The 26,029-nt window shown below is 64.7% G+C and carries 19 protein-coding genes and 1 tRNA gene; 10 read left to right on the top strand and 10 right to left on the bottom strand.

Going from position 1 to position 26,029, the window contains the following annotated elements:
* Window positions 1–57 precede the first annotated feature (57 nt).
* Complete coding sequence (locus G3O06_RS12880; protein ID WP_241019869.1) at window positions 58–855, bottom strand: hypothetical protein; 798 nt, start codon at window positions 853–855, stop codon at window positions 58–60.
* Between the two features lie 367 nt (window positions 856–1,222).
* Here G3O06_RS12880 and G3O06_RS12875 point away from each other — a divergent pair, with 367 nt between their 5' ends.
* From G3O06_RS12875 to dnaG, 4 genes are all read left to right on the top strand, one after another.
* The gene (locus G3O06_RS12875; protein ID WP_205816252.1) at window positions 1,223–2,443 is read left to right on the top strand and encodes an NAD(P)/FAD-dependent oxidoreductase; all 1,221 of its coding nucleotides are present in this window, start codon (window positions 1,223–1,225) and stop codon (window positions 2,441–2,443) included.
* Window positions 2,444–2,550: 107 nt separating this feature from the next.
* Window positions 2,551–2,763 carry a 30S ribosomal protein S21 gene (rpsU, locus tag G3O06_RS12870; protein WP_006751743.1) on the top strand — a complete coding sequence of 71 codons (213 nt, stop codon included), beginning with the start codon at window positions 2,551–2,553 and terminating at the stop codon, window positions 2,761–2,763.
* Between the two features lie 202 nt (window positions 2,764–2,965).
* Window positions 2,966–3,412, top strand: coding sequence for a GatB/YqeY domain-containing protein (locus G3O06_RS12865; protein ID WP_174917463.1), 447 nt, complete (start codon window positions 2,966–2,968; stop codon window positions 3,410–3,412).
* Window positions 3,413–3,482: 70 nt separating this feature from the next.
* Window positions 3,483–5,360: a DNA primase gene (dnaG, locus tag G3O06_RS12860; RefSeq protein WP_174998688.1), complete on the top strand. Its 1,878-nt coding sequence runs from the start codon at window positions 3,483–3,485 to the stop codon at window positions 5,358–5,360.
* Between the two features lie 66 nt (window positions 5,361–5,426).
* Here the strand turns inward: dnaG and G3O06_RS49945 are convergent, their stop codons facing one another.
* Window positions 5,427–5,561 carry a hypothetical protein gene (locus G3O06_RS49945; RefSeq protein ID WP_307873380.1) on the bottom strand — a complete coding sequence of 45 codons (135 nt, stop codon included), beginning with the start codon at window positions 5,559–5,561 and terminating at the stop codon, window positions 5,427–5,429.
* A gap of 253 nt (window positions 5,562–5,814) precedes the next feature.
* Here G3O06_RS49945 and rpoD point away from each other — a divergent pair, with 253 nt between their 5' ends.
* From rpoD to G3O06_RS12845, 3 genes are all read left to right on the top strand, one after another.
* Window positions 5,815–7,872 carry an RNA polymerase sigma factor RpoD gene (rpoD, locus tag G3O06_RS12855; protein ID WP_346779512.1) on the top strand — a complete coding sequence of 686 codons (2,058 nt, stop codon included), beginning with the start codon at window positions 5,815–5,817 and terminating at the stop codon, window positions 7,870–7,872.
* A 129-nt stretch (window positions 7,873–8,001) separates the two neighbouring features.
* Window positions 8,002–8,077 (top strand) — tRNA-Ile (locus G3O06_RS12850).
* Window positions 8,078–8,341: 264 nt separating this feature from the next.
* A complete protein-coding gene (locus G3O06_RS12845) occupies window positions 8,342–9,892 on the top strand; it encodes a phospholipase D family protein (RefSeq protein ID WP_174972957.1) in 1,551 nt (516 codons plus the stop codon).
* 22 nt (window positions 9,893–9,914) lie between these two features.
* Here the strand turns inward: G3O06_RS12845 and G3O06_RS12840 are convergent, their stop codons facing one another.
* Entirely contained in the window at window positions 9,915–11,381 is a 1,467-nt protein-coding gene (locus G3O06_RS12840; RefSeq protein WP_205816251.1) for a PLP-dependent aminotransferase family protein, read from the bottom strand.
* A gap of 312 nt (window positions 11,382–11,693) precedes the next feature.
* Between G3O06_RS12840 and G3O06_RS12835 the strand changes: the two genes are divergently transcribed.
* Window positions 11,694–12,344, top strand: coding sequence for a pyridoxamine 5'-phosphate oxidase family protein (locus G3O06_RS12835; RefSeq protein WP_205816250.1), 651 nt, complete (start codon window positions 11,694–11,696; stop codon window positions 12,342–12,344).
* 343 nt (window positions 12,345–12,687) lie between these two features.
* Here G3O06_RS12835 and G3O06_RS12830 read toward each other — a convergent pair whose 3' ends face one another.
* Window positions 12,688–14,520 (bottom strand): S53 family peptidase, encoded by a 1,833-nt coding sequence (locus G3O06_RS12830; protein WP_205816249.1) that lies wholly within the window; start codon window positions 14,518–14,520, stop codon window positions 12,688–12,690.
* Between the two features lie 799 nt (window positions 14,521–15,319).
* Here G3O06_RS12830 and G3O06_RS12825 point away from each other — a divergent pair.
* Entirely contained in the window at window positions 15,320–16,090 is a 771-nt protein-coding gene (locus tag G3O06_RS12825) for an APH(3')-II family aminoglycoside O-phosphotransferase (RefSeq protein WP_346779513.1), read from the top strand.
* Window positions 16,091–16,170: 80 nt separating this feature from the next.
* On the opposite strand, the gene G3O06_RS12820 is transcribed toward G3O06_RS12825, so the two are convergent.
* The 5 genes from G3O06_RS12820 to G3O06_RS12800 all read right to left on the bottom strand — a co-directional run bounded on the left by G3O06_RS12820 (window position 16,171) and on the right by G3O06_RS12800 (window position 22,925).
* On the bottom strand, window positions 16,171–16,782 hold the full coding sequence (locus tag G3O06_RS12820) for an ankyrin repeat domain-containing protein (RefSeq protein WP_205816247.1): 612 nt from the start codon (window positions 16,780–16,782) through the stop codon (window positions 16,171–16,173).
* Window positions 16,783–16,859: 77 nt separating this feature from the next.
* Complete coding sequence (locus G3O06_RS12815) at window positions 16,860–18,395, bottom strand: catalase (protein ID WP_205816246.1); 1,536 nt, start codon at window positions 18,393–18,395, stop codon at window positions 16,860–16,862.
* Window positions 18,396–18,723: 328 nt separating this feature from the next.
* Complete coding sequence (locus G3O06_RS12810; protein ID WP_205816245.1) at window positions 18,724–20,211, bottom strand: efflux transporter outer membrane subunit; 1,488 nt, start codon at window positions 20,209–20,211, stop codon at window positions 18,724–18,726.
* A 13-nt stretch (window positions 20,212–20,224) separates the two neighbouring features.
* Window positions 20,225–21,811, bottom strand: a complete 1,587-nt coding sequence (locus G3O06_RS12805) for an MDR family MFS transporter (protein WP_174917474.1) — start codon at window positions 21,809–21,811, stop codon at window positions 20,225–20,227.
* Window positions 21,804–22,925, bottom strand: coding sequence for an HlyD family secretion protein (locus G3O06_RS12800; protein ID WP_205816244.1), 1,122 nt, complete (start codon window positions 22,923–22,925; stop codon window positions 21,804–21,806). Before G3O06_RS12800 ends, G3O06_RS12805 begins: the two co-directional genes overlap by 8 nt.
* Window positions 22,926–23,017: 92 nt before the next feature.
* Between G3O06_RS12800 and G3O06_RS12795 the strand changes: the two genes are divergently transcribed.
* A complete protein-coding gene (locus G3O06_RS12795) occupies window positions 23,018–23,851 on the top strand; it encodes a CerR family C-terminal domain-containing protein (protein WP_205816243.1) in 834 nt (277 codons plus the stop codon).
* 27 nt (window positions 23,852–23,878) lie between these two features.
* On the opposite strand, the gene G3O06_RS12790 is transcribed toward G3O06_RS12795, so the two are convergent.
* Window positions 23,879–26,029, bottom strand: a 2,151-nt coding sequence (locus G3O06_RS12790; RefSeq protein WP_205816242.1) for a mechanosensitive ion channel domain-containing protein, incomplete at its 5' end; no start/stop codon positions are given.

The following is a 26,029-nucleotide window of genomic DNA, read 5'->3' as shown; positions in this document are numbered from 1 at the left end:
TTGGGCGTTCATATCGCCCAAGCCCGGCTGCGAATGGCAGATCAATTGGTTGGAAGATTATTGGACCTTGTCGAGAACGACCGGCATGTCGCGACTGAAGTCGACCCACGGATTCGTTCCCAGAAGGTTCGCGTGCGGGACATCGGCCTGGTATCGCATGGTGAATGCTTTCGGGCCATGACCGTAGGCCACGATCAGGCCTTGCCTGGCGTCCATGATGCCGGCGTGCATACCAAGCCCGTGATAGCTGACTCGCACGGCTTTTTCGCCCAGGTTCACTTTCTCGACTTGAAAGCGAGCAATCGAGCCATCCTTTAACGTGAACGCCCAGCGGAACGGACCGCCCGAGACGACCGTCATCACCTCGTCGATGTCAGTCCCGTCGTCCGCCGAGTTGACGTGCATGCGCCCATACTTTTCCAGAACCGCTTTGTGCGTCGCGTTATCGAGTGCCTTCATGTCGTACACCTTGGGGTAGGGGCCCGTGCCAGTTTCTTCGGTCATGACACCCCCTCCGGTGACAGCCGGCGTACGACCGGCCAGCCTGACTTGCTCGAGCAGTTCCGGCGTAGTCAGCTTGAACTCGTGAATCAAATCTTGTTTTTCTCGTTCGCTGAGTGCGCGCTCATACGATGCGGCGAGAATCGAATGAGCAGACTTCGGGGCATCGATCGTCACGACATGCACACCGATGTCTTTCAGTGCGACATTGACCTTCTCAACACCGACAATATCGGGTCGCCCATCACTGAATTTGAGAGAGACCACATCGCTTGCCATTGCATTCGCGGAGGCGCCGATCGAGGCGGCAACCGCAGCAGAGGCCAATAGAATGTCTTTGGTTTTCGGCTTCATATTCGGAATCCTTTGCGATTAATAACAACGTCTGTTGTTGTGATAGAGCATCGCATTGCATTCGAATTTCTGGAAATCGATTATCCGTACAAGCCTCATTCGCGTAGCGAATGATGTGTCTCCGATGACGAGGGGCGGCCGCATTCAGGTTCTCTGGTCGACCAGCGGCGATGAAGTCTGTCGACTCGCGATTGTGTGCAGGAACACCTGCGAATCGAGGCTGCGCCACCATGCAGGCGTTGAGTTCTCCGTCGTCGCATGTATCATTCGCCTCTCCTCAGGATGCTCATTCGCCGCGTTTCTCACGGCGCTTGATATGCCTGAATGGTTTTCCTGACCCTTCCAAAGTTCCTGAACAATCCGCGCCATGGAAACTTATGACATCGCCGTGATCGGCGCGGGCGCCGCCGGGATGATGAGCGCCGCGGTTGCCGGGCAGCTCGGCCGCCGCGTCGTGCTGATCGATCACGCGCCGCGGCTCGCCGAGAAGATCCGCATCTCGGGCGGCGGCCGCTGCAACTTCACGAACCTGTACGCCGGACCCGACAACTACCTGTCGTCGAATCCGCATTTCGCGCGCTCGGCGCTGGCGCGCTATACGCCGCGCGACTTCCTCGCGCTGCTCAAGCGCCATCACGTGAGCTGGCACGAAAAGCACAAGGGCCAGCTCTTTTGCGACCACGGCAGCGACACGATCATCGACGTGCTGAAGCACGAGTGCGATGCGGGCGGCATCGCGTGGCGCCGGCCCGTCGTCGTCGACGCGGTGCGCCACGCGCCGGCCGACGGTTTCGTGCTCGACACGCAGCAGGCGGGGACGATCGGTGCGCGCGCACTGGTCATCGCGACCGGCGGCCTGTCGATCCCGAAGATCGGCGCGACCGACTTCGGCTACCGGCTCGCCAAGCAGTTCGGCCACAAGCTCATCGACACGCGGCCCGCGCTCGTGCCGTTGACGTTCGCGCAGCAGGACTGGGAGCCGTTCGCGGCATTGTCCGGCGTATCGCTCGAGGTGCGCGTATCGACCGGCGACAAGAAGCGCGGCGGCGAATTCGTCGAGGACCTGCTGCTGACCCATCGCGGCCTGTCCGGGCCCGGAATTCTGCAGATCTCGAGCTACTGGCAGCCCGGCGACCCGATTCGCGTCGACCTGTTGCCGCAGCGCGACGCGGTGGCCGACCTGCTCGACGCGAAGCGCACGTCGAAGCGCCAGATCGGTTCGCTGCTCGCGGACTGGGTGCCGTCGCGCCTCGCGCATGCGTGGCTCGACACGCATCGCGTCGCGGCCGATGCGCGGCTCGCGGACCTGCCCGACAAGACGCTGCGCCAGGTCGGCGATGCGCTGTCCGGCTGGACGCTGACGCCGAACGGTACCGAGGGCTACAAGAAGGCCGAAGTGACGAAGGGTGGGGTCGATACACGCGACCTGTCGTCGGCGACGATGATGAGCACGCGCGTGCCGGGGCTGTTCTTCGTCGGCGAGGCGGTGGACGTGACGGGCTGGCTTGGCGGCTACAACTTCCAGTGGGCGTGGGCGTCCGGCACGGCGGCCGGGCAGGCCGCGGCGGAGTATGCGCGCGGCGCGTGACAGGGCCGGGCCGGCGCCGTTTTGGCGGGACCAGTCCCCGTGCCTTTAGGCAATCGCTCTGCTATACTCGGTAGTCTTTCCCTGCAATCCTTTATTCGTGTCGGATCATGACGATCATTCGCGTTAAAGAGAACGAGCCGTTCGAAGTTGCAATGCGTCGCTTCAAGCGCACGATCGAGAAGAACGGTCTGTTGACCGAGCTTCGTGCGCGAGAGTTTTTCGAGAAGCCGACCGCGGAGCGCAAGCGAAAGAAGGCTGCTGCGGTGAAGCGTCACTACAAGCGTATCCGGAGCCAAACGCTGCCGAAGAAGCTGTACTGAACGATTGGGCGCCGTGCGGTTCGCTGAGCGGCGCACCGGCGACTCCGGGCGATCGCGGAAGATCGAGCATGATCGTGCGACCGATCAGGCGAGCCGCCGATGCCGGATTCGAGCAACCCGCTTGAGACATTGTCCCAAGCGGGTTTTTGTGTTGACGCCCTTTTGGCGGGCGTCGGATTCACGTTTCCTTCCCGGGTGAAAGATGAGTTTGAAAGAGCAGATCAGCGAAGACATGAAGGCCGCGATGCGCGCGAAGGAAAGCGAGCGCCTGGCAACGATTCGCCTGCTGATGGCCGCGATCAAGCAGCGCGAAGTCGACGACCAGATCACCCTCGACGACGCGGGCATCACCGCCGTGATCGACAAGATGATCAAGCAGCGCAAGGATTCGATCAGCCAGTTCCAGGCAGCCGGCCGTGACGACCTCGTCGCGAAGGAGCAGGCCGAACTGGTCGTGCTGGGCGGCTACATGCCCGAGCAGCTGTCGGAGGCCGAGGTGGCCGCCGAAGTCCAGGCCGCGGTCGCTCAGACGGGTGCCGCCGGCCCGCAGGACATGGGCAAGGTGATGGGCGTGCTGAAGGGCAAGCTCGCCGGCCGCGCCGACATGACGGCCATTTCCGCGCTGGTCAAGGCCGCGCTCTCGAAGTAACACCTGTTTCCCCGGTGCGCGCAGTGCGTGCGCCGGGGCGTCGTATTGTCTTTTTTCGCTCGATCCCACGGTGATTCCGCATTCGTTCCTGCAGGATTTGCTGAACCGCGTCGATATCGTCGACGTGGTGGGCAAGTACGTGCAGCTCAAGAAGGGCGGCGCCAACTTCATGGGGCTGTGCCCGTTCCATAACGAGAAGAGCCCGTCGTTTACCGTCAGCCCGACCAAGCAGTTCTATCACTGCTTCGGTTGCGGTGCGCATGGCACGGCGATCGGCTTCCTGATGGAGCACGCGGGGCTCACGTTCCCGGAGGCCGTGCAGGACCTCGCGCAGTCCGTCGGGCTGACCGTGCCGCACGAGCCGTCGATGCGTGGCGGCGGCGGGGGCGGAGGTGGTGGCGGTGATTATCCGGCGCCGGTGTCGAAATCGGTCGCGACCGCGCTGTCCGATGCGATGACCGCCGCGTGCGACTACTACCGCAAGCAGTTGCGCGGTGCGACCGTCGCGATCCAGTACCTGAAGAACCGGGGCCTGACCGGCGAGATCGCCGCGCGCTTCGGGCTGGGTTATGCGCCGGACGGCTGGCAGAACCTCGAAGCCGCGTTCCCGGACTATCGCGACGAGTCGCTCGTCGAGTCGGGGCTCGTGATCGTCAGCGAGAAGACCGATGCCCAGGGCGTCGCGCGCCGCTACGACCGGTTCCGCGAGCGGATCATGTTCCCGATCCGCAACGTGAAGGGGCAGGTGATCGGCTTCGGCGGGCGCGTGCTCGGCAGCGGCGAACCGAAGTACCTGAACTCGCCTGAAACCCCGCTGTTCAACAAGGGCAGCGAGCTGTACGGCCTGTTCGAGGCGCGGCTCGCGATTCGCGAGCGCAAGTACGTGCTGGTCGTCGAAGGCTACATGGACGTCGTCGCGCTCGCGCAGCTCGGGTTCCCGAACGCGGTCGCAACGCTCGGCACCGCATGCACGCCGATTCACGTGCAGAAGCTGCTGCGCCAGACCGATACGGTCATTTTCAGTTTCGACGGCGATTCGGCCGGGCGACGGGCGGCCCGGCGCGCGCTCGAGGCCTGCCTGCCGCATGCGGGCGACAACCGCACGATCCGGTTCCTTTTTCTGCCTGCCGAGCACGATCCGGACAGCTATGTGCGCGAGTTCGGCGAGGAGGCGTTCTCCGAGCAGGTCGAGCGTGCAATGCCGCTGTCACAATTTCTGCTGAACGAAGCAATTTCCGGCAAGGCGCTCGATCAGCCGGAAGGCCGCGCGAAGGCGCTGTTCGACGCGAAGCCGTTGTTGCAGGCACTGCCTGCGAACGCGTTGCGCGCGCAGATCATGCACATGTTCGCCGATCGCCTCGACATCCCGTTCGAAGAAGTCGCGGGGCTGTCCGACGTCGATACGCGGATCGCGGCACCGCCGCGCCAGGCGCCCGCGCGCAGCGAGCGGCGCCGCGTGACGGACAGCGAAAAGCGCGCGCTGCGCACGCTGGTGATGCATCCGCGCATCGCGTCGCAGCTCGACGACGAGCAGCTTGCGACCCTGCGCACGTTGCCGCGCATCGGCGAACTGTTCGCGGAAGTTGTCGATCATGCGCGCGCACTGGGCGATGGCGCGGAGTTCCGGCTGCTGTCGGATGTCCTGCGGACGTCCTCGAATGGAGCGACTTACGAGGAAATCTTCCGCGAAATTCTGGACTATGATGAAAACGTCCGCGACTTGCTGTTACAGAATCCGGAAGACGAGACGGTGCCCGAGCGGCAGCGTGAACAGGAACGGATCGCGGGGGAGGAACTGCAGGCGGCGGTGCTCAAGATGCGTTACGACGCCTGCTGCGACCGGCTTGACAGGCTGGCGCGGCAATCCACCTTCACACCCGAGGAATTGGCCGAATTGACGGAATTGAACCAGCAGCGAACCGACATGAAGCGTCGGCTCGGGCTGTAGGCGGCCGGGGAGCTTAGAGAGGGTTCCCCAGCGTGCTATAATATAAGGTTTCCAGCGGTTTGTTTTCTAAGCAGAGGCGAGAATCGCGATGGCAAAGACGACAGGCGGAAAGAAAGCAGCAGGCAAGGGCTCGACGGAGCCGACCAAAAAGGTCACAGCGGCCAAGTCTGCTTCTTCCACCAGGACAACGTCTTCAGCCACGTCAGCCCCTGCAGGAAAGAAAACCGCGGCCGGCACTGCTCAGGCTGCGCCGGCGTCGGCAGCCAGAACACGGGCTGCCGCCAGACCCGACTCCGGGCCGGCCAAGCCGGCGGCGAAGCGGGCAAGTGCGAAAAGCGCAAGGGACACGACTGCCGCCGCGGACGAAACGGCAGTACGTACTACTCATGCACCCACGGTTCAACCGGCTGTCGTCCAGCAGCCGCGAGTCGATATAGCCGGTACGGCGAACTCCATGACCAAAAAGCTGAACGAAGTATCCGTCGAAGACGACGCAAATCAGAGCGACGAGCAGCCCGCAGCAGCAGCGGCGGCTGCGCCGGGCAAATCCAAGGTGCGCGATCGTCGCGCCAAGGAAAAGGCGCTACTGAAGGAAGCGTTCGCGACGAGCACGCCGGGTACGGCCGAGGAGCTCGAGGAGCGCCGCGTGAAACTGCGCGCGCTGATCAAGCTCGGCAAGGAGCGCGGCTTCCTCACGTACGCCGAAATCAACGACCACCTGCCGGACAACTTCACCGAGACCGAAGCCCTCGAAGGCATCATCGGCACGTTCAACGACATGGGCGTGGCGGTTTACGAGCAGGCGCCGGACGCGGAAACGCTGCTCCTGAACGACAACGCGCCCGCCGCGTCGTCGGACGATGAAGTCGAAGAGGAAGCGGAAGTCGCGCTGTCCACCGTCGATTCGGAATTCGGCCGCACGACCGATCCGGTCCGGATGTACATGCGTGAAATGGGCACGGTCGAGCTGCTCACGCGCGAAGGCGAAATCGAGATCGCGAAGCGGATCGAGGACGGCCTGCGCCACATGGTGATGGCCATCTCCGCGTGCCCGACGACGATCGCCGACATCCTCGCGATGGCCGAACGCGTCGCGAACGAAGAGATCCGCGTCGACGAGCTCGTCGACGGCCTGCTCGATCCGAATGCTTCGGACTCCGCCGATACCGACGGATTCTCCGCGAAGGAAGCGGAAGCCATCGAGAACGAGAACGAGGAAGCCGAAGAGGAAGAGGAAGAAGAGGAAGAGGAGGAGGATGACGGTGCCGCCCAGGCATCGGCCAACGCCGCCCAGCTCGAAGCCCTCAAGCGTGCGTCGCTCGACAAGTTCTCGCAGATCAGCGAGTGGTTCGACAAGATGCGCCGTGCGTTCGAAAAGGAAGGCTACAAGTCGAAGGCCTACCTGAAGGCGCAGGAAACGATCCAGACCGAACTGATGACGATCCGCTTCACCGCGCGTACCGTCGAGCGTCTCTGCGACACGCTGCGTGCGCAGGTGGACGAAGTGCGTCAGGTCGAACGTCAGATCCTGCACATCGTCGTCGACAAGTGCGGCATGCCGCGTTCGGAATTCATCGCGCGCTTCCCGGGCAGCGAAACCGACCTCGACTGGTCCGAGAAGATCATGGCCGAAGGCCATTCGTACAGCGCGGTGCTGTCGCGTAACGTTCCGGCGATCCGCGAACAGCAGCAGCGCCTGCTCGACCTGCAGGCGCGCGTCGTGCTGCCGCTGAAGGACCTGAAGGAAACCAACCGCCAGATGGCGGCCGGCGAACTGAAGGCACGCCAGGCGAAGCGCGAAATGACCGAGGCGAACCTGCGTCTCGTGATCTCGATCGCGAAGAAGTACACGAACCGCGGCCTGCAGTTCCTCGACCTGATCCAGGAAGGCAACATCGGCCTGATGAAGGCGGTGGACAAGTTCGAATACCGTCGTGGCTACAAGTTCTCGACCTATGCGACGTGGTGGATCCGCCAGGCCATCACGCGTTCGATCGCTGACCAGGCGCGCACGATCCGTATTCCGGTTCACATGATCGAGACGATCAACAAGATGAACCGCATCTCGCGGCAGATCCTGCAGGAAACCGGTCTCGAGCCGGATCCGGCAACGCTTGCCGAGAAGATGGAGATGCCGGAAGACAAGATCCGCAAGATCATGAAGATCGCGAAGGAGCCGATCTCGATGGAAACGCCGATCGGTGACGACGACGATTCCCATCTCGGCGACTTCATCGAGGACAACAACACGGTCGCGCCGGCGGATGCCGCGCTGCATGCGAGCATGCGCGACGTCGTGAAGGACGTGCTCGATTCGCTGACGCCGCGCGAGGCGAAGGTGCTGCGGATGCGCTTCGGTATCGAGATGAGCACCGATCACACGCTCGAGGAAGTCGGCAAGCAGTTCGACGTCACGCGCGAGCGGATCCGTCAGATCGAGGCCAAGGCGCTGCGCAAGCTGCGTCACCCGAGCCGTTCCGACAAGCTGAAATCGTTCCTCGAAGGGAACTGATTTCCAGCGTCTCTCCTGCGAACGCCGCCGGTATCTGCGTGATGCCGGTGGCGTTTGTCTCCTTTGTTGTTACAATGCCGGCCCGGCTTCGTTGTCGGGGCGGCGTGTGACACGCTTCGCTTCTCATCAGGGCTTGTAGCTCAGCGGTTAGAGCAGTCGACTCATAATCGATTGGTCGCGGGTTCGAACCCCGCCGGGCCCACCAGATTTCATGCGCGCGATCGCGCATGCCGAAAACCCGCGATGGCTTCATGCGTCGCGGGTTTTTCTTTGCGTGGACGCGTGACGAGCGTCAGGATCAGGAAAGTACCGAGAAGGTGCCGCGCCGCCGTCAATCGAAGTATGCTGTAGCGCGGCCGCTCCACACTCGACACGTGACACGGGTTGCGGCCGAAGGAAAGCCAAACAGCCCCGCGATCCATCCGGCGGCGAGAATAAACAGACTTCGGCCGGGAGTGGGACGGCAATCATGACCATGCTGCGTTCGTGGGGTGCGATTCTTTCGTTGCTGGCGCTCGTCGCATGCGCGAGCCTGCCGCCGCAGGCTGATCGAGCGCCGACGCACGCGTACACCGATACGGACAACACGCGGCTGGGCGTCGCGTTCCAGCAGCAGGCCAGTGCGCATCCAGGGCAGGATGCGTTTCATCTGCTGACCGATCCGGTTGATGCGCTGGATGCGCGCGTGTTGCTTGCCGATCGCGCGGACCGGTCGATCGACCTTCAGTACTACATCTGGCATGACGACCTGACCGGGCACGAACTGGCCGACGCGATCATTCGCGCGGCCGATCGCGGCGTGCGCGTCCGCGCGCTGCTCGACGATCTCGGCACGAACGCGGACGACCGCAAGCTGCTCGAGATCAGTTCGCATCCGAACATCGAGATCCGGCTGTTCAATCCGGTCGCCACGCGACGCTTCAAGAAGATCGGCACGGTGTTCGAGTTCTCGCGCGTCAACCGGCGCATGCACAACAAGGCGATGATCGCGGACAACCAGGCGGCGATCGTCGGCGGCCGCAATATCGGCGACGAGTACTTCGGCGCATCGTCGATGCTGGAGTTCGGCGATCTCGATGTCGTCGTTCACGGCCCGGTCGTGAAGAACATCTCGACCGAATTCGACACATTCTGGAATTCGCCGTACGCGTATCCGATCAGTGCGCTGGTCGGACACGATGCGGCGCCGGGCGGGCTGGATCGCGAGCGCGAACGGTTGCGCGACTACCTGAGGGCCATGGAGGACAATCCGTACGTGCTCGAGGCCAGGCAGCGGCTCGACCGGATCGTTCACGGGCAGGGCACGGAACTGTCGTGGGGTCATGCAACGGTGCTGTACGACGATCCGTCGAAGATCGCACACGCGCCGAAGGACAGCGACGGGCACCTGATGCCGCAGTTGCGGGCGCTCGCGTTGCAGCCCGAACATGACCTGCTGATCGTGTCGCCGTATTTCGTGCCGGGCAAGGAAGTCGTCGAGCGGCTGCGCGCGCTTACCGCGCGCGGCGTGCGCGTAACCGTGCTGACCAACTCGCTCGCGTCGACCGACGTGGCGGCCGTGCATGCGGGCTACCGGCACTACCGAAGCGATCTCGTGGCGGCCGGCGTGCGGCTTTACGAGCGGCGGCCATCGGGCGACAAGAGCATTTCGAAGCAGGTCATCATCGGATCGTCGCGTGCGTCGCTGCACGCGAAGACCTACGTGTTCGACCACAAGAGCATTTTCATCGGCTCGATGAATCTCGATCCGCGCTCGCTGAACCTCAATACGGAGATCGGCGTTTACTGCGAGAGTCCGGCGATTGCGTCGCAGGTGGCCAACGATCTGGAGGCGCGGCTCGATCGAATCGCGTGGCGCGTCGAGCTGAGGACCGATCCGGCTGGTAAAGGGCAGCTCAAGTGGATTCAGACCGATTCGGACGGGAAGGTCACCGAGCTCGAGCACGAGCCGGAAGTGTCGGCCCCGCGGCGGATGGAAGTCTGGTTTCTCGGGTTGTTTCCGCTCGAGTCGCAGCTGTGAGCGACGATGTCGCGCGTGACGCTCAGCAACGCGTGCGGCCGTGCTGCTCGATGACGGCTGCGAGCTGTCTCGTCGCGGCCTCGATCGTCGCGTCGTTCAGCCCGGCGTATCCCAGCACGAAGCCGTTGTACGGCCGGCCGTCGCCGACCCGGTAGCTGCTCAGCGGCTGAAGCAGCAGGCCCTGTGCGGCCGCGGCGCGGGCGACGTCGGTATCGTGCAGCGGCATCGCGAGATCCGCCGACAGGTGCATGCCGCCCGGGCTTTCGCGAACGCTCAGCACGTTGCCGAGGTGGCGGGCGAGTGCCGCTTCGAGGCTGCTTCGCCGCTCGGCGTACAGCGTCCTCATCCTGCGCAGGTGCCGCGCGAAGAGGCCGGTGTCGATGAATTCGGCCATTGCCAGTTGATCGGCCGAATGACCGCGATGGACGAGTTCGCGCAGCGTTCTGGTGAAGCGTTCGACCAAAACCGGCGGAACCACCATGAAGCCGAGCCGCAGGGCGGGAAACATCGTCTTGCTGAAGGTGCCGAGATAGCAGACCGGTGCGTCGGCATGCAAGCCCTGGATCGCGGGCAGCGGCTGGCCGCCGTGGCGGAACTCGCTGTCGTAATCGTCCTCGATGATCCACGCGCCGCACGCACGTGCGTGCTCGACGAGCGCCGCTCGTCGCCGGGGGCTCATCAGCGCGCCGAGCGGGTATTGGTGCGATGGCGTCGTGTAGATCAGCCGGGGCGGCCGGGTGCGCCACTGTTCGTCGGTTGGAGCCATCCCTTCGTGGTCGACCTCGATCGGCACCAGATCCAGCCCGGTCGAGCGGAATGCGGTTCGGGCGCCGTTGTAGCAGGGGTTCTCGAGCCAGCCGTATTCACCGGGATTCGCCAGCATGCGCGCGCACAGTTCGAGGCTGCCTTGCGTGCCGTCGGTGATGAATACCTGGCCAGTTTCGCAGCGCACGCCTCGCGAGACCCGGATGTAGGCGGCCACGGCACGCCGCAATTCGGGCAGTCCTTCGACCGGCCCGTAGGCAAGCTGCGCGGGCTTGATGACTTTCCATGCGCGCTCGATGCAGCGGCGCCATTGGGCAATGGGGAATTCATCGAGCGAAGGGAGGCCGGGAACGAACGGCAGCATGCGTTCGGGTTCCGGGTCGGCGTTCTCCAGCCCGTGCACGCGCTCGGACAATTGAACCGGGGCGGGGCCGCTTTCGAGCCCTGCGCTGGAGCTGCCGCATCCATCCCATAGCGTGATCGTCCCGTTGCGCGTGGCCGCCACGAAGCCTTCCTCGGCAAGGCGCTCGTACGCGTAGACCGCCGAGTTGCGCGCGATGCCCAGCTCCGCCGCGAGCACGCGCGTCGCCACGAGCCGCGTGCCGGGCGGAATGTGCCCGTCCAGCAGCATGTTGCGCAGGCTCCGGTAGAGCGCTTCCTGCTGGCTGTGGCGTGTCGTGCCGTCCTGTCTGGAAAGCGATGAGATGAGCAGCGCAAGATCCATGGGCTGGTTCCAGAATTTTTCGTTGAGCTGGTTCTTTTGAAGATTCGACGCGCGTCGTATCGTTCACGTTCTCGCGGTGCCGGCCGGCGCGCGGTATTTCCGGCGATCGTCACGGATAGCGGCACGCGCGTATTTTGATCGATCTGGCAGGCGACTGTCGATGGGCCGATCGACCGGTCGATCAGGCGTGGAAGCCGTAGTGTTCGAATCGATTAACTTCGTAGTGCAAATATATTTAGAGCAGATACCTGCATCTTTCCGGAACGCGGGCCGCTCGAAGCGCGCAAGGGCGCGCGAACAGGAAAGCAAAACATGAAAGACCAGACCGTCATCTCTCCCACATCCCGCACCACCATTCGCCGCCTGCCGGAACTGGCGCAGCACGATCGCGCGATGCTTCATCGCATCGTGGACGCGGCCTACGTCTGCCACATCGCGTTCGGTGCAGGCGAGGACACGCACTGCATCCCGACCGCGCACTGGCGACGTGGCGACGACCTTTATATTCACGGGTCCAACGGCAGCCGGATGATCAAGGCGCTGTCGGCAGGCGCACAGGCCTCCGTCGCGATTACGTTGCTGGACGGTCTCGTGTTGGCCAGGTCGGCCTTCAACCATTCGATGAATTATCGATCCGCGGTGATCTACGGGCGGTTCGACATCGTGGAGGGCAGTGGGGACAAGCTCGTGGCGCTGGATGCATTGATGGACAAGATCGCACCGGGTCGCAAGCATGACGCGCGGCCCGGCAACGAGAAGGAACTCAATGCGACCAGCGTGCTGCGGATTGCCCTTGCGGAAGCCGCCGTGAAAGTCAGCGATTCGATGCCGTCCGACAAGGACGAAGATCTTGCGCTCGCTGTCTGGACGGGAATCCTGCCGCTGAAGACGACGCGCGGTGAGCCGGTTCATGCCGACGGCAACATGCCGGTGCCGGACTACGTTCGCAACTGGGCCGAGTGAGTTGCTTGGCAAAGCCGCACGGTATTGAGGAAAACGGCGGCGCGCGGTGTTGGGGGGCGCTGGTTTCGCATGGCAGCGAGACGCCGGTTTCGTTGGCCGGCAGCGCGAATGCCGCGCTGCCGTGACGGGGTGCGTTTCACTCGATACGGTGCTCATGCTTCGATCTCGATGGCCTGCGCGGGCGGCGGCACGATCGCCGGCCCGACGTAGACCACGGGCGCGTTATGCGGAACGCAAAAGACCCGCGAAGGCTTTGCAGCCTTCGCGGGTTGTTCAAACGATCCCATCCGGTTCCATGCGTACGCTACGGCGTATACGCGGAACCGGGGCGGTCATCGATCCATCAGCGTGCGAAATCCGACGTGCTCTGGATGAACGTGTTCAGCTTCGAGATGTTCACGCTGCCGAAGCCCGTCGTTGCATCCCAGCCGGCCTTCGCCTTGTAGCCGTAGGTGCCGCTGCCGTTGTTGCCGGACGTGACGTCGTGCAGCAGCGCCGCGTTGCTCGGGAAGTACTTGTAGATGCTCGACGCAGGGAACCCGAGCGCGTTGTTGTTCGCGGACTGCAAGCGCGCCCAGATGCCCGTGAAGATCGGCGCGGCGAGGCTCGTGCCGCCTTCGTTGTTCAGATAGCCCGATCCCCACAGCGTGTCGGACGTCTGGCCGTTCACGACGAGAATCGCGCCGGTGCGCAGGTCCGCGTCGAAGCCGATGTCAGGCAGTGCGCGCTTGGTCGATCCGGTGAGGCTCGACGATTGCCACGACGGCGCGGCCTCGTACTTGCTGTACCCGCCGCCCGTCGACCACACGGTGCCCGGTTGCCAGCTCGGATCGTTCCATACGATCTCGCTGTTGTACGCATTGGTCGACGTATTCGTGAACAGCGTCGTGCCGCCCACCGCGATCACGTACGGCGACGTTGCCGGTTCGCTTACCGTATAGGTCGAGCGCGACGGCGTGCCGCTCGCGCATTCGTACGCACCGTGATCGCCGGCGGATACCGAGAAGGTCTGCCCCTGCGCGACCGCTTGCTTGAAGATGGTGTCGTCGGTTGCCTGCGAGCCGGTGCTGTTCGCGGACGATTCGCACACGCCGAGCGACACGTTGATCACCTTCGCGACGTTGTCGGTCACGGCCTTGTTGTACGCGGCGGTGATCGCCGTGAGCGTCATCGACGGTGCGACGTAGAACACGACCTGCTTCACGCTGCCGCCGGCCGCGCCGACGATCGACTGGCTGTCGAGGTTCCATTCGACGGTGCCGTCGGTGTCGGTGTACGAGCTGCCGGACGGGCCCGTCTTCACGATGCTGCTGCTGATCGAGCCGAGGCTGTTGTTCGACGCGAACGTATTGAGGTCGCTCACCGTCTGCGACAGGTCGCCTTCGGAGATGATGCCGACGGTGGTCTGCGAGGCCGTCGGCGTGCCGTCGCCGCCGTAGATCGACGAGAATTCGGTCGGGTTGTGCGGCACCGCCGATGCGCCGGCCGGAATCGTCAGGTTGCTGGTGTTGCCTTGCGGCTGGCTGCCCGCGCCCGTGTGCATCAGCTCGACGTTCTGCAGGCCCAGCACCGAACCCACGACGCCGCCGATCGCGTTCGGCACTTGTGCGGCGTCGGTATTCGCGTAGACGCTGCGGCCGTTGCGCGTGAAGCGCTTGAGCGTCGTGCGGAACGCGGACTTGATGGTGGCTGCGGTACCGGACGCGGAGACCAGCAGGCGGTTCGGCGCGACCACGATGTTCACGAAGCCTTCCTTGCGCAGATGCGCGACGACCGAGGCGACCTGCTGGTCGGTCGGCGCATATTGCGCCGCGAACTGTGCCGGCGTGAGGAACTGCCGGTAGTGCGGCGAACCAGGCGTATGCAGGTCGTGCAGGTATTGGTCGAGTTGCGCTTCGTTGCGCAGGTTCAGCCCGAGCACGATGTCCACCGATTCGCCCGGCGCCATCTCGATTGCTGCCGCTGCAGCGGCAGCCGTGCTCGCGGCCGGCGCGCCGGCCGTACCGGCTTCGCTCTGCTGCACGAGCGGCAGGAAACCCTTGGTGTGCGTTTCCGTCCAGCCGGCCGCAGGCGCGGCGTAGGCGGTCGCCATGCCGAACGACGCGGCGGCTGCTGCGGCGAATGCAAGCTTGACGAGGCGAATATGCTTTTGTTTCTTGTCTGCAACCTGATTCATTTGAATTACCCCTCCGGTTGAACATCGAACAGCACGAACAACAACGGTCGACAGCGGCGCGGGTCATGCACCGCCGATTTCTGTCGCACGCGTGCGGATGGCACGGACGCGACAGGGCCTTTCGCCCGATCCGGAAAGGTGTTTTTTCTCCGGGGGCGAAATACGGAAAACGCGGTAACGGGAAGGCTGCGCCGCGAAACGACGCAATTGCGCCGGGCATGGCGCGGGCGGGATTGCTAGAGCAACAGTTTCGGTGTCCTGCTCATTTGATTCGATCCTTCGGCCCGCTGCCTGATGGCAGTTGTCCAATGAGATGCATCGGGATGTTGCATGCGCCGGCGCGCGAACGATACAGCCGGCGGCGAGCACTTCGGTGCGGCGGAAGCGAAAAAACGTAGAGCGGAAACGATTGCGTGGAGAGCAATTCGTCAGATTGCTTGCATCGGACGGTATCAAGAACGAAAGCGAGGTGTCAAACTTTTTTTGATTATATGAAACTAAATTAAAGCGAATAAGTGCAATGTTTTTGAAAACATTGGCAGTATTTTGTAATATTCGAAGCCCACAAAGAAAGTAATGGCGAATGCGATTTGCCGATCATTTCTGGTTCCTCGCGTAATAGAGGCGCATTTGGCCGATCGTGTTTGAGGCGTGACTCGAATCGCAGGGACGCGGCGGAGAAAGTCGAGTCTGCGGGCAGCAGGAAGTGGGGCATGAAGTCGCGAGGTGTCCGACGTTTCGCATGCCGCCCCAGTCAACGAGGATCGAATCTGACGTGATCGATAAAGAAAGGCTTTGCATCGAAGTACCCGCAACCTGGAACGCCACGCTGGCAGATTGCCGATGGACGCGACAGACGGAAGGGCAGTCGGATGCCGCGGTGTTCCGGCTCGATGCGCAAGACGGATCGTGCAGGTTCGTCAAGACCGAACCGGCGGGCCCGCTGGGCGAACTGCGCGACGAGGCGGCGCGACTGCGCTGGCTGGCGACGACGGGTTTGCCGGGTGCGCAGGTGCTCGAGGTGGCATCGGCGGCGGGGCGCGAGTGGATGCTGCTGAGTGCCGTGTGCGGCGAAAATCTCGAAGTCGCGCCGCTCGGGCCGGCGGAGAAAGTGGCGATCATCGCCGACGCGCTGCGTGCGCTGCATCGGCTCGATCCGGCAACCTGCCCGTTCGATCACGGTGCCGATTCTCGTATCGCGCGTGCCCGTGCACGGATGAACGCGGGGCTCGTCGACGAGGGCAACCTCGATGACGCGAATATGGGCGTGCCGCTCGACGAACTGTTCGCCAGGCTTCGGGCGAGCCGGCCGTCGATCGAGGACAGGGTCGTTACGCACGGCGACGCGTGCCTGCCCAACTTCATGGTCGAAGACGGTCGCTTCTCGGGCTTCATCGACTGCGGACGCCTCGGCGTGGCCGATCGCTATCAGGATCTGGCGCTGGCAGCCCGTGATATCGAAGCAGATCTCGGCAGTGAATGGGTCGCGCCTTTCTTCGCCCGGTACGGAATCGAGCAGCCCGATCCGGGCCGGATCGCTTTCTACCGGCTGCTCGACGAGTTTTTCTGATTCCGCGGAGTGTCGGGGCAACGCAAGAGGACGTTTCCTTGTTCCTCCGCGTTACCGGAAACAAGCAGGAATCCTGCTCTTTACCGTTCCGCACCTGCATGCCGCAGTGCATCCTCGGCTTCCGTGTTCTCGTGCGACCGCGCGAGTTGCAGCAGCGACTGGCCGCGCCGATCGACATGATCCGGATTCGCGCCACGCGCGACGAGGAGCGGGATCAGCTCGAATCGATTGAACAGCGTGGCAAATCCCAGCGCGGTTTCCCCGGCGCCGTTCGTCTGGTCGATCGGGCATTGCGTGTCGATCAGGCGCCGCGCGATGTCGGGTTCGTTCTTGAAGAGGGCGCCCATCAGCGCCGTGTTGCCGTGACGGTCGCCGGCACATGCGTTTGCGCCGGCCGACAGCAGGTAGTCGAGCGCGGTTGGCTGGCCGTCGTAGGACGCGAGTATCACGGCCGTAAAGCCGTGGCTGTCGGTGGCGTCGACGGGATAGCCGGCGTCGTGCAGTGCACGCAGGATATCGACGCGTCCGACACGGGCGGCGTCGAACCAGTCGCCGTCGTAGCGGCGCAGCGCGGCAGGGTCGGCACGCGTATACGCTGGCCGGTCGGGAAGGTGCGCGCAACCGGCGAGTGCGGCCAGCGCCAGGATTGCTGCGGTCGAGCGGATCGCGCGCGTCAGGCGTTTGGATTGCATGAGGATGTCCTGATGGTTGTCTAAGGTCGACGTGCGCGGCGCAACCCCGCACGTCGACAGCGACCGGCGTCGCGGGATCAGTTCTCGCTCAGTTTTGCCGCGAGCGCTTGCACTTGACCGACGTCGGCGTGAACGGCCTGCGCGAGACGCGTGCCGTAGTCGGCATCGGCCTTGTAGAAGTACGACAGCATCGCGTACTGGTTGTGCGCGTTCGTCACCTTGCCGAGATCACCGGACAGCGCTGTGATCAGGTCGTCCCTGTCCTGCTGCGACAGGCTGCGGTAGTACTCGCCCGCCTGACGGAACCGCAGCTTCTTGTGGATCGCTTCCTGCTGCGTCGTTCCGCCGAGCGTCATGCGTACGGACTTGTACTGCGGATTCGGCGCGAGTTCATGCAGCGTCGACGGTTCGTAGTTCACCTCGCCCTTGCGGTCACCGGCGTTCATCTTGCCGTCCTGGTTGTTGTTGACCACCGGTACGACGGGCCGGTTGATCGGCAGGTCCATGTAGTTCGCGCCCAGCCGGTACATCTGTGTGTCGGCGTACGCGAACAGGCGGTCCTGCAGCATCCGGTCTTCGGACGGCTCGATACCCGGCACGAGTCGCGACGGCGCGAACGCCGACTCCTCGGTCGACTGGAAGTAGTTGTCGGGCACGCGGTTCAGCGTCATCGTGCCGATCTTGCGCTCGGGCACGCCTGCCCAGACCTTCGTGTCGTCCAGCGCATCGAAGTCGAACCGGTTCAGGTCCTGCGGGGTGAGCACCTGCACGTACAGATCCCATTTAGGGAAGTCGCCTTGCTTCAGCGCACCGTACAGGTCGTTCGTCATCATGTTCCAGTCGCGCCCGATCGATGCGTCGATGTCTTGCGGACGCAGGCCGTGTACGCCTTGCTGGCTTTTCCAGTGGAACTTCACGTAGTGCACGTCGCCGTGCGCATTGACGAACTTGAACGCATGCACCGCGAAGCCGTCCATGTGACGATACGAATCGGGCATGCCCGCGTTCGTGTACAGCATCGTCAGCATGTTCGTCGCTTCGGGCGTGTTCGCGAAGAAGTCGAAGGCGAGGTTCGGATCCTGCACGCCGGTCACGGCGCTCGGCTTGTTCGCGTGAACGAAGTCGGGGAACTTGATGCCGTCGCGAATGAAGAACACGGGCCAGTTGATGCCGACCATGTCCCAGTTGCCCTGTTGCGTATAGAACTTCACCGCGAAGCCGCGCGGATCGCGGGCCTGTTCAGGTGAGCCGCGATAGCCCATCACGGTGGAGAAGCGCACGAATACCGGCGTGCGGGTGCCGGGTGTGAAGACCTTCGCTTTCGTCAGGTTCGAGATGTCGGAGGTCGGCACGAACTCGCCGAATGCGCCGGTGCCGCGTGCATGCACGACGCGCTCCGGAATGCGTTCGCGATCGAAGCGCTGCAGTTTCTCGATGAGTGCGGAGTCTTGCAGAAGCACGGGGCCGGCAGGGCCGGCCGTCTGTGAATTCTCGTTGTCGCCGACGGGGGCGCCCGTGTCTCGAGTGAGTTCGGCGGCATGGGGGGACGCGGAAAGTGCAACGCAGATCGCGGCGACTGCGTGTCTCAGCACGCGATTGGAGGATGAGGACATGACGATGGAACTCCTTGAATCCGATCGGTGGTGGGGAAGCCGACTGAATTAGAAGAGATCGTCAGACGATTGGCTAATTGATATTGGATATGTTTTCGATAGCCGCGCCGTCGATGCGGTGCCAGCCCGGTTGCTATCGGTGCCGATGGTGAATATTGTTGCGCGCGCAAATAGTTGTTGCATCGCGCATCGTGAAGCGATCCATGCTCGTCGAGCCCGGACGCATCGAAAACGCGACGCCTTGCGCGGGTTTCGCTATCCGCATTTCAAGCATCGGTGCCGCAGCAGTGCCGACGATCCCGGCCGTGCGGCACCGATCCAATCGACGTCAACCTGCGCCAGTCTGCCATCCGAGTCCGAGGCTCTTCTGCAGCGACACATAGTCCTTGATCAGTTCGGCTTGCCCGGCAATCACGTTCTGCTGCGCGGACAGCGCTTCGCGTTGTGTATCGAGCAGGTCGATCATCGATGCAACGCCCGCGCGATAGCGCTCGTCCATCAGCGATCGGGAATGCACGGCCGATGTCTGTACCTTGGTGAGCGCGACGACGTGCTCGCGCTGGTGCCCGTAGCGCTGCAACGCCGTGTTGGCATCCTGCAAGGCACCCAGCACCGCCTTCTGATAGTTCGCTTCCGCTTCGTCACGCGACGCTTCGGCCGCGCGCACCGCGCCGCGCGTGCGCCCGAAGTCGAGAATGTTCCATTGCAGATACGGCGCGCCAACCCACGTGAAGTTCTGCTTGCGGAGCAGGTGGCCCGGGTCGGTCGCGCTGAAGCCGAGATCGCCGAGCAGCGTCACTTTCGGGAAATAATCGGCGACGTGCTCGCCGATCTGCGCATTGCTCGATGCGAGCCGGCGTTCGGCCGCGCGAATGTCGGGGCGCTGCTTCAGCAGCGTGGCCGGATCGCCGATCGCGACGCTGCCGGGCAGCGTCGGCAGCGGCGTGTCCGGTGTCGACAGCGCCGCGTCGAGCGCACCGGGGGCGCGGCCCGTCAGGATCGCGAGCCGGTCGAGCGATTCCGTCACCTGCGCGTCGAGCGGAATCAGCGATGCGCGCGTGTTTTCGACCTGTGTCGTCAGGCGTTCGATGTCGACATCTGCGGCGACGCCGCGCGCGCGGCGCTGCTGCGTGAGGTCGAGCATTTCCTGCTGCAACTCGGCGGTGCGTCGCGACAGCGCGAGCCGCTGCTGCTGGTCGCGCAGGTCGACGTACGCGTTCGCGACTTCGGCCGCGATCGACACTTGCGTATCGGCGAGGTCGGCGTCGACCGCTTCCGCCTGTGCAGATGCTGCTTCAACTGCGCGGCGCGTGCCGCCGAACAGGTCGATTTCCCAGGTTGCGTCGAAGCCTGCCGAATAGAGCTGCAGCGGGCCCGAGCCACCCAGCGACGGCGATGTTCCGCCCGACTGGCTCGAGCCGTTCGACGGCAGCAGCGAACCGAGCGCGCTGACGTCCGGCTCGCGCATGCGGATGGCGGCGACGGTGGCCGACGATTTCGGCAACTGCGCCGCGCGCTGTTGCGAGAGCTGCGCACGCGACGCGCGCAAGCGTGCCTGCGCAGCGTGCAGATCGGGGTTGTACGCGAGCGCGGCGGTGATCAGGTCGTCGAGCTGGCGATCGTTGAGCCTGTGCCACCACGCGCTCGGCGCGGGTGCCGCGGTGTCGATGCCGGAGGCCGGCGCACGCACGAAAGTCGGCGCATCCGGTGCGGCGGGCGCGCCGCGGTAATCGGGGCCGACCGTGCAGCCGGCGAGCAGGCACGCGGCCGCGCACAGCGTGAGCGCAGGGCGGCGGGGCAGGGAGAAGGGTTTCATCGCGTAAGACGGTTCAGTGGCCGGACGACATCGGTTGCGGCCCGCGCGGCGTTCTCAGCAGTAGCGCGAGCGGCACGCAGGCGAGCAGTGCGAGGCCCAGCAGATAAAAGGTTTCGGAATAGGTCATCACGACGGCCTGGATCTGGATCTGCTGCGCCAGCTGTCCGAGCGCGCGCATGTTCGAATACGCGAGGTCGCCGGTGTGCGCGAACCAGTTGGCCGCGTAGGCCGACAGCCGGTCCTGCCCGATCAGCGAGTTCGCCGTCACCGATTCGCGGAGCGCGGCCGTATGGAAGGTCGTGCGCCGGTCGATCACGGTGCCGATGATCGCGAGCCCGATCGAGCCGCCGAGATTGCGCGCCATGTTGTAGAGCCCGGCCGCATCGCCCGAGTCTTCGCGCGCGACGGCCGCCATCGATGCCTGGTTGAGCGGCATCATCGCGAGCATCTGCGCGACGCCGCGGATCAGTTGCGACCAGACGAAGTCGTGGCCGACGCTCTGCGCGGTCAGGCTGATGTCGAGCATGCAGCTCAGGCAGAACAGGAGCAGCCCCGAGATCACGAGGATGCGGAAATCGACCTTGCCGAGCAGGCGCGGCAGGATCGGCATCACGAGAAAGGCGGGCAGCCCTGACAGCAGCATGATCGCGCCCGCCTGTTCCGCGTTGTAGCCGGCGACGATCGCGAGGAACTGCGGCAGCAGGTAGGACACGCCGTACAGTCCGGCACCGACCGCGGACACGATCACGATCACGCTCGCGTAGCGCGGGTTGCGCATCAGCGACAGCCGCATGATCGGCCGCTTCGCGAAGATCTGCGACAACGCGATCAGGATCATCCCGGCGAGCGACACGAGGCTCAGCATGACGATCATCTGCGATTCGAACCAGCGTTCACGCTGGCCTTCCTCGAGCACGACGGTCAGTGAGCTCAGCCCGATCGCGAGGCCGAAGATTCCGAGCCAGTCCGCGTTCAAGAATGAGTGCCATTGCGGGCGGTCCGACGGCAGCCCGAACACCAGCAGCGCCATCAGCAGCAGGCACACCGGCAGGTTCAGGAAAAAGCACCAGCTCCAGCTCACGTTTTCCGCGAGCCAGCCGCCGAGCACGGGGCCGAACAGCGGCCCGAGCAGCACGATCAGGCCGAACAGCGTCATGCCGACCGGCAACTGCGACAGCGGCAGCCGCGTGCGGATGATGGTCTGCGCGGTGGGGATCAGCGCACCGCCGGTGAAGCCCTGGCCGATCCGGCCGGCGATCATCATCGGCAGCGAATGCGACCAGCCGCACATCATCGAGAACGCGATGAACAGCGCGGAGTTCGTCAGCAGGAAATTGCGCAGCCCGAACACGCGCGTGAGCCACGCGGCGAGCGGGATCATCACGATCTCCGACATCAGGTAGCCGGTCGAGATCCACGTGCCTTCGGTGCCGGTCGCGCCGATTTCGCCCTGGATCTGCGGCAGCGCGGAGTTCGTGATCGAGATGTCGAGCGTCGCCATCAGCGCGCCGAGTGCGCCGGCCGCGACCGCGATCCAGTCGGTTACGCTCGCGCGGCCTTCGTGCGGCGGCACGGGCATCGTGGCGGACGGTTCAGCCATGATGTGTCTCGTCGCGGGCCGAGCGCGTATCGATGTCGACCGTCACCGACAGCCCCGGCAGCAGCATGCGCTGCGCGCGGGCGTTCGCGGCGAGGCGGATGCGCACCGGCACGCGCTGGACGATCTTCGTGAAGTTGCCGGTCGCATTCTCGGGCGGCAGCAGCGCGAACTGCGCGCCCGTGCCGGGTGCGAAGCTGTCGACGACGCCCGACAGCGCACCGTCCGGCAGCGCGTCGACGTGAAGTTCGACGGGCTGGCCGATGCGCATGTTGGTGATCTGCGTTTCCTTGAAGTTCGCGACGAGGTAGATCGAGTCGACGGGCACGACGGTCAGCAGGCGCGTGCCGGGCTGCACGTATTGACCGACGCGCACCGTGCGATCGCCGACGCGGCCGGCGAGGGTGCTGCGCACGATCGTGTTGTCGAGATCGAGCTGCGCCTGCGCGGCGCTGGCCTGCGCGGCTTCGAGCTGCGCGCGCGCCTGCTGGAGCTGCGCGGTGAACGACGCGATCTGCGTGCGCGCGGCAGCGATCGACGCATTGTTCGCGGCGAGCGTCGCGGCCGCCTGATCGCGCGTGCTCTTCAGGTCGGCCACGCGTTCGTGCGTTTCCGCACCGGTCGCCGCGAGCGGGGCATAGCGCGAGTATTCGTCGCTGGCGTGCTGCGCATTGATGCGCGACACCTTCGCCTGCGCGTCGGCCTGTTCGAGATTCGCATGCTGCTGGCTGATGTCGGCCTCGGCGCGTGCGATATCCGCGCGGCGCGCGTCGACGGTCGCAAGCGATTGTGCAAGCGCGACCTGGTACTGGCGGACATCGAGCCGCACGAGTGGATCGCCGGACTTCACGGCCTGGTTGTCGCGCACATACACGTCGGTCACGTAACCGGCGACCTTCGGCGCGGCGGTCATGCTGTCCGCCTGCAGGTACGCGTCGTTGGTGCTTTCGATGAAGCGGCCGACAGTCCACCAGCGGCCGAGCCAGACGGCGCCACCGATGGCCGCGAGCACGGCGGCGACGAGCAGGACGCGCCGCTTCGAGCGGTTGCCGTTTCGCGGTGTTGTTCCGTTTTCCTGACGATTTGCTTTCTGTGGAGAGTCTTGCAGCGTCGACATGCCGGCATCCAATTTATTCCAAGTGGAAGAATTATTCCAGTTGATAGAATTGTGTCAAGTAGAATGTCGATCGACCGAATGACGAGGAAGGCATGAATGAAGCGAAGAAGCTGCGCCGCACGTCGGCGGGCGGCTACGCCCGCGGCGACGAAACGCGCCAGCGGATCATCGAGGCGGCGATCGAACTGTTCGGCGAACGCGGGTTCGCGGGTGCGTCGACACGCGAGATCGCCGCGATGGCCGGCGTGAACGCGCCGGCGCTCCAGTACTACTTCGAGAACAAGGAAGGCGTGTACCGCGCGTGCGTGGAGACGATCGCGGAGCACGGCTGGGATGTGTTCGCGCCGGCAGTCGGCCATGCGTGGGCGATGCTCGATGCGGACGCGGACGTCGACGTGCTGATCGACGCGTTCGTCGGGCTGCTGCGTGCGCTTGCGGACCGGATGTTCACGGCGCCGAAAACGATGAACCAGCGGATGTTCTTCGCGCGCGAGCAAGGCGGCCAGGAGCCGGCGAGCGCGAGCGAAATCCTGATGAAACGCATGCGCAAGCCGCTCAACGACGTGAGCGCCGAGCTGATCGGCCGTATCTCGGGGCGCCCGGCCAACGATCCGGTCACGCGATTACGCGCGCTGAGCCTGTTCGGGCAGATCACGGTGTTCCACATGGCGCAGCGTTCGGCGCTGCAGTTGCTCGAATGGGAGGCATTCGAGGGCGAGCGTGCGGCGCTGCTGACCGACACGATCGCCGAACAGACGCGCGTGCTGCTCGAGCAATGGCACGCGCAGCGCGACGTATCGGCTGCGGATCCTGAAGCCGGCTCGAAGCCGGGGCAGGGCGCGGCGGCGAAACGCTCGGCGAAGGCGGGCGCGTCGGCACCCGCCGCGAAAAGCACTCGACGCGTGAACAAGCCCGCCGCGCGTTGAACGCGGCGCGCCGTCAGCCCCGGCGGGTCAACCCGGCTTGTGCGCCGGTTCGGCGGGCGACGGCGGCCGGGCCGTCGGTTCGGCAGCATGGCCGTTGTCGCCGTTGCCGCCGTTTTCGTCATTGACGACAGGCTGCGATCCGTCCGCGTACGCGACGACGCTGCGCTGCGGATTGGCGATCCGGATGCCGCGTTCGCGGAACGTCTCGGCGATCCGCCGGTTGAATTCACGCTGCACGCCCCAGCGCGTCGCGTCCGTGCATTGCATCTGTCCGGCCAGCGCGAGCGTCGCGCCGTCGACCTGGTCGATACCCCAGTAGCTGAAGTCCGACAGGATGCCGTCGCGGTACTTCGGATCGTCGCGCAACGCGGCACCGATCTCCTTCAGCGTCGCGATCGCGCGATCGATATCCTCGCCGTAGGCAATGCCGATCTTGACGGCTGCGTTGCCGAGCCCGCGATTCGTATTGTTGACGGTCGTCACCGAGCTGAACGGGATCGTGTACAGCGATCCGTCGCCGGCGCGCAGCCGCACGGTGCGGATCGACAGGTACTCGACCGTGCCCGACACGCCGGCGAGCGTGACCCAGTCGCCGACCTGCATCGCGTTTTCCATCAGCAGGAAGATCCCGGTGATGAAATCCTGCACGAGCTTCTGCGAACCAAAGCCGAGCGCGACGCCGAAGATGCTGGCGCCGGCAAGCAGCGGGCCGACGTTCACGCCGAGCTGGCTGAGGCCCGTCAGCACGACGACGAGCGCGATCATCACGAACAGCAGCGAGCGCAGCATCGGCAGCAGCGTGCGCAACCGTGCCGCGCGCACGAGATTGCCTTCGCGCGTCCATCGCTGCAGCCGGCGCTCGATCGCGATGTTCGCGGCTTCCCACACGATGAGCGCGACGATGGCTGCGATCGCGATCGTCACCAGTGCCGACGCGAGCCGGTGGCCGATCGTGCCGGTTTCGAACGCGCGGAAGATCGGCACGCCCCAGATCTGCAGCAGCAGCACGATGGTTACGATGCCGATCGCGCCCGACACGATCTGGCGCAGCAGCGGGTAGTAGCGGTATGCGTGCAGATGGACGAGCGTGCGGTCTTCGTCGCGGCCCTGGAACAGCCGCGCGAGCGCGCCGAACACGACGATCGACACCATCCGCATGCCGATCATCACGGCGATCGAGCGGCCGCCGAGCGTGATCAGCACGCGGTAGCCGTTGTGGACGTCGAGCGCCCACACGAACCACAGCGCCATCACGATGAATACCGACACCGGAGCCCATGCGTCCGCGAGCGCGTTGGTGATCATCGTAAAGGAGGGGCGGCCGTCGCCGGCCGCGCGGATCCGCGCGGCGACCGGCTGGCGGCACTGCAGGATCAGTGCCGAAACCATCAGGTGCCCGACGAGCGCGACGGCTTTCAGCAGCGCGACGTGACCGGCGTCGCTGAGACCGAAGTTCGCTGCGATCTCGACAGCGGCCGTGCAGGCGCCAACCACGATCACGATCCGCGCGATCGAGCGTTGCGCGAAATCGGCCCACGCGTCGCTGATATGCAGCAACCGCAGTTGCCGCGCATCGGGCTGGAAGAACAGCCGGCTGACGATCGTGACGAGCCGGCAGATCACGTAGATGTCGATCAGCGCTTCGAGCGCGGATTCGATCGGCGTGCCCGTATCGCCGATCGCCGACATCGTCAGGCTCGCGACGCCGACGAACACGAGCAGCGGCACTGCACGCAACGCGAGGCTGACGAGCGCGCGCGGCATCCGGTGCAGCAGGGTGGTGTGGCGGCGCGCGTGGCCACGGCCTTGCGACGCTGCGGGCGCGGCGTCGGGGGCGTCGGGCGTGTCCGGCGGCGTGTTGTCGTCGTCGGGCGTGGCGGAGTCGGGCGCAGTGGGGGGCGACGTGCCGGCGCGCCGTGCGGCCAATGCGGCCAGCGCACGTCGCAACAGCCGCTTCGCGAACCATTCGACGACGAGCGCGGGCACGAGCACGGCGATGATGATCCAGAGTGCGTGCGCAAGATCTGCGCGCTCGTCGGCGCGCACCAGCCGGTCATGCCACCAGCTTCCAACCGAGCCGAGATCGAGCAGCGAGTGCAGCGATTCCTTCAGCGCACCGCCGATTTCGGTGGTCCAGCGCGACCCCTGCCGGACTAGCATCGACGCGAGCCCGTTCGA

The sequence above is a fragment of the Burkholderia sp. Ac-20345 genome (assembly GCF_017104825.1).
Lineage (GTDB): Bacteria > Pseudomonadota > Gammaproteobacteria > Burkholderiales > Burkholderiaceae > Burkholderia > Burkholderia lata_B.
Note: the sequence above shows the minus strand (reverse complement) of the source record. Positions and strands in the feature narration are given on the sequence as shown.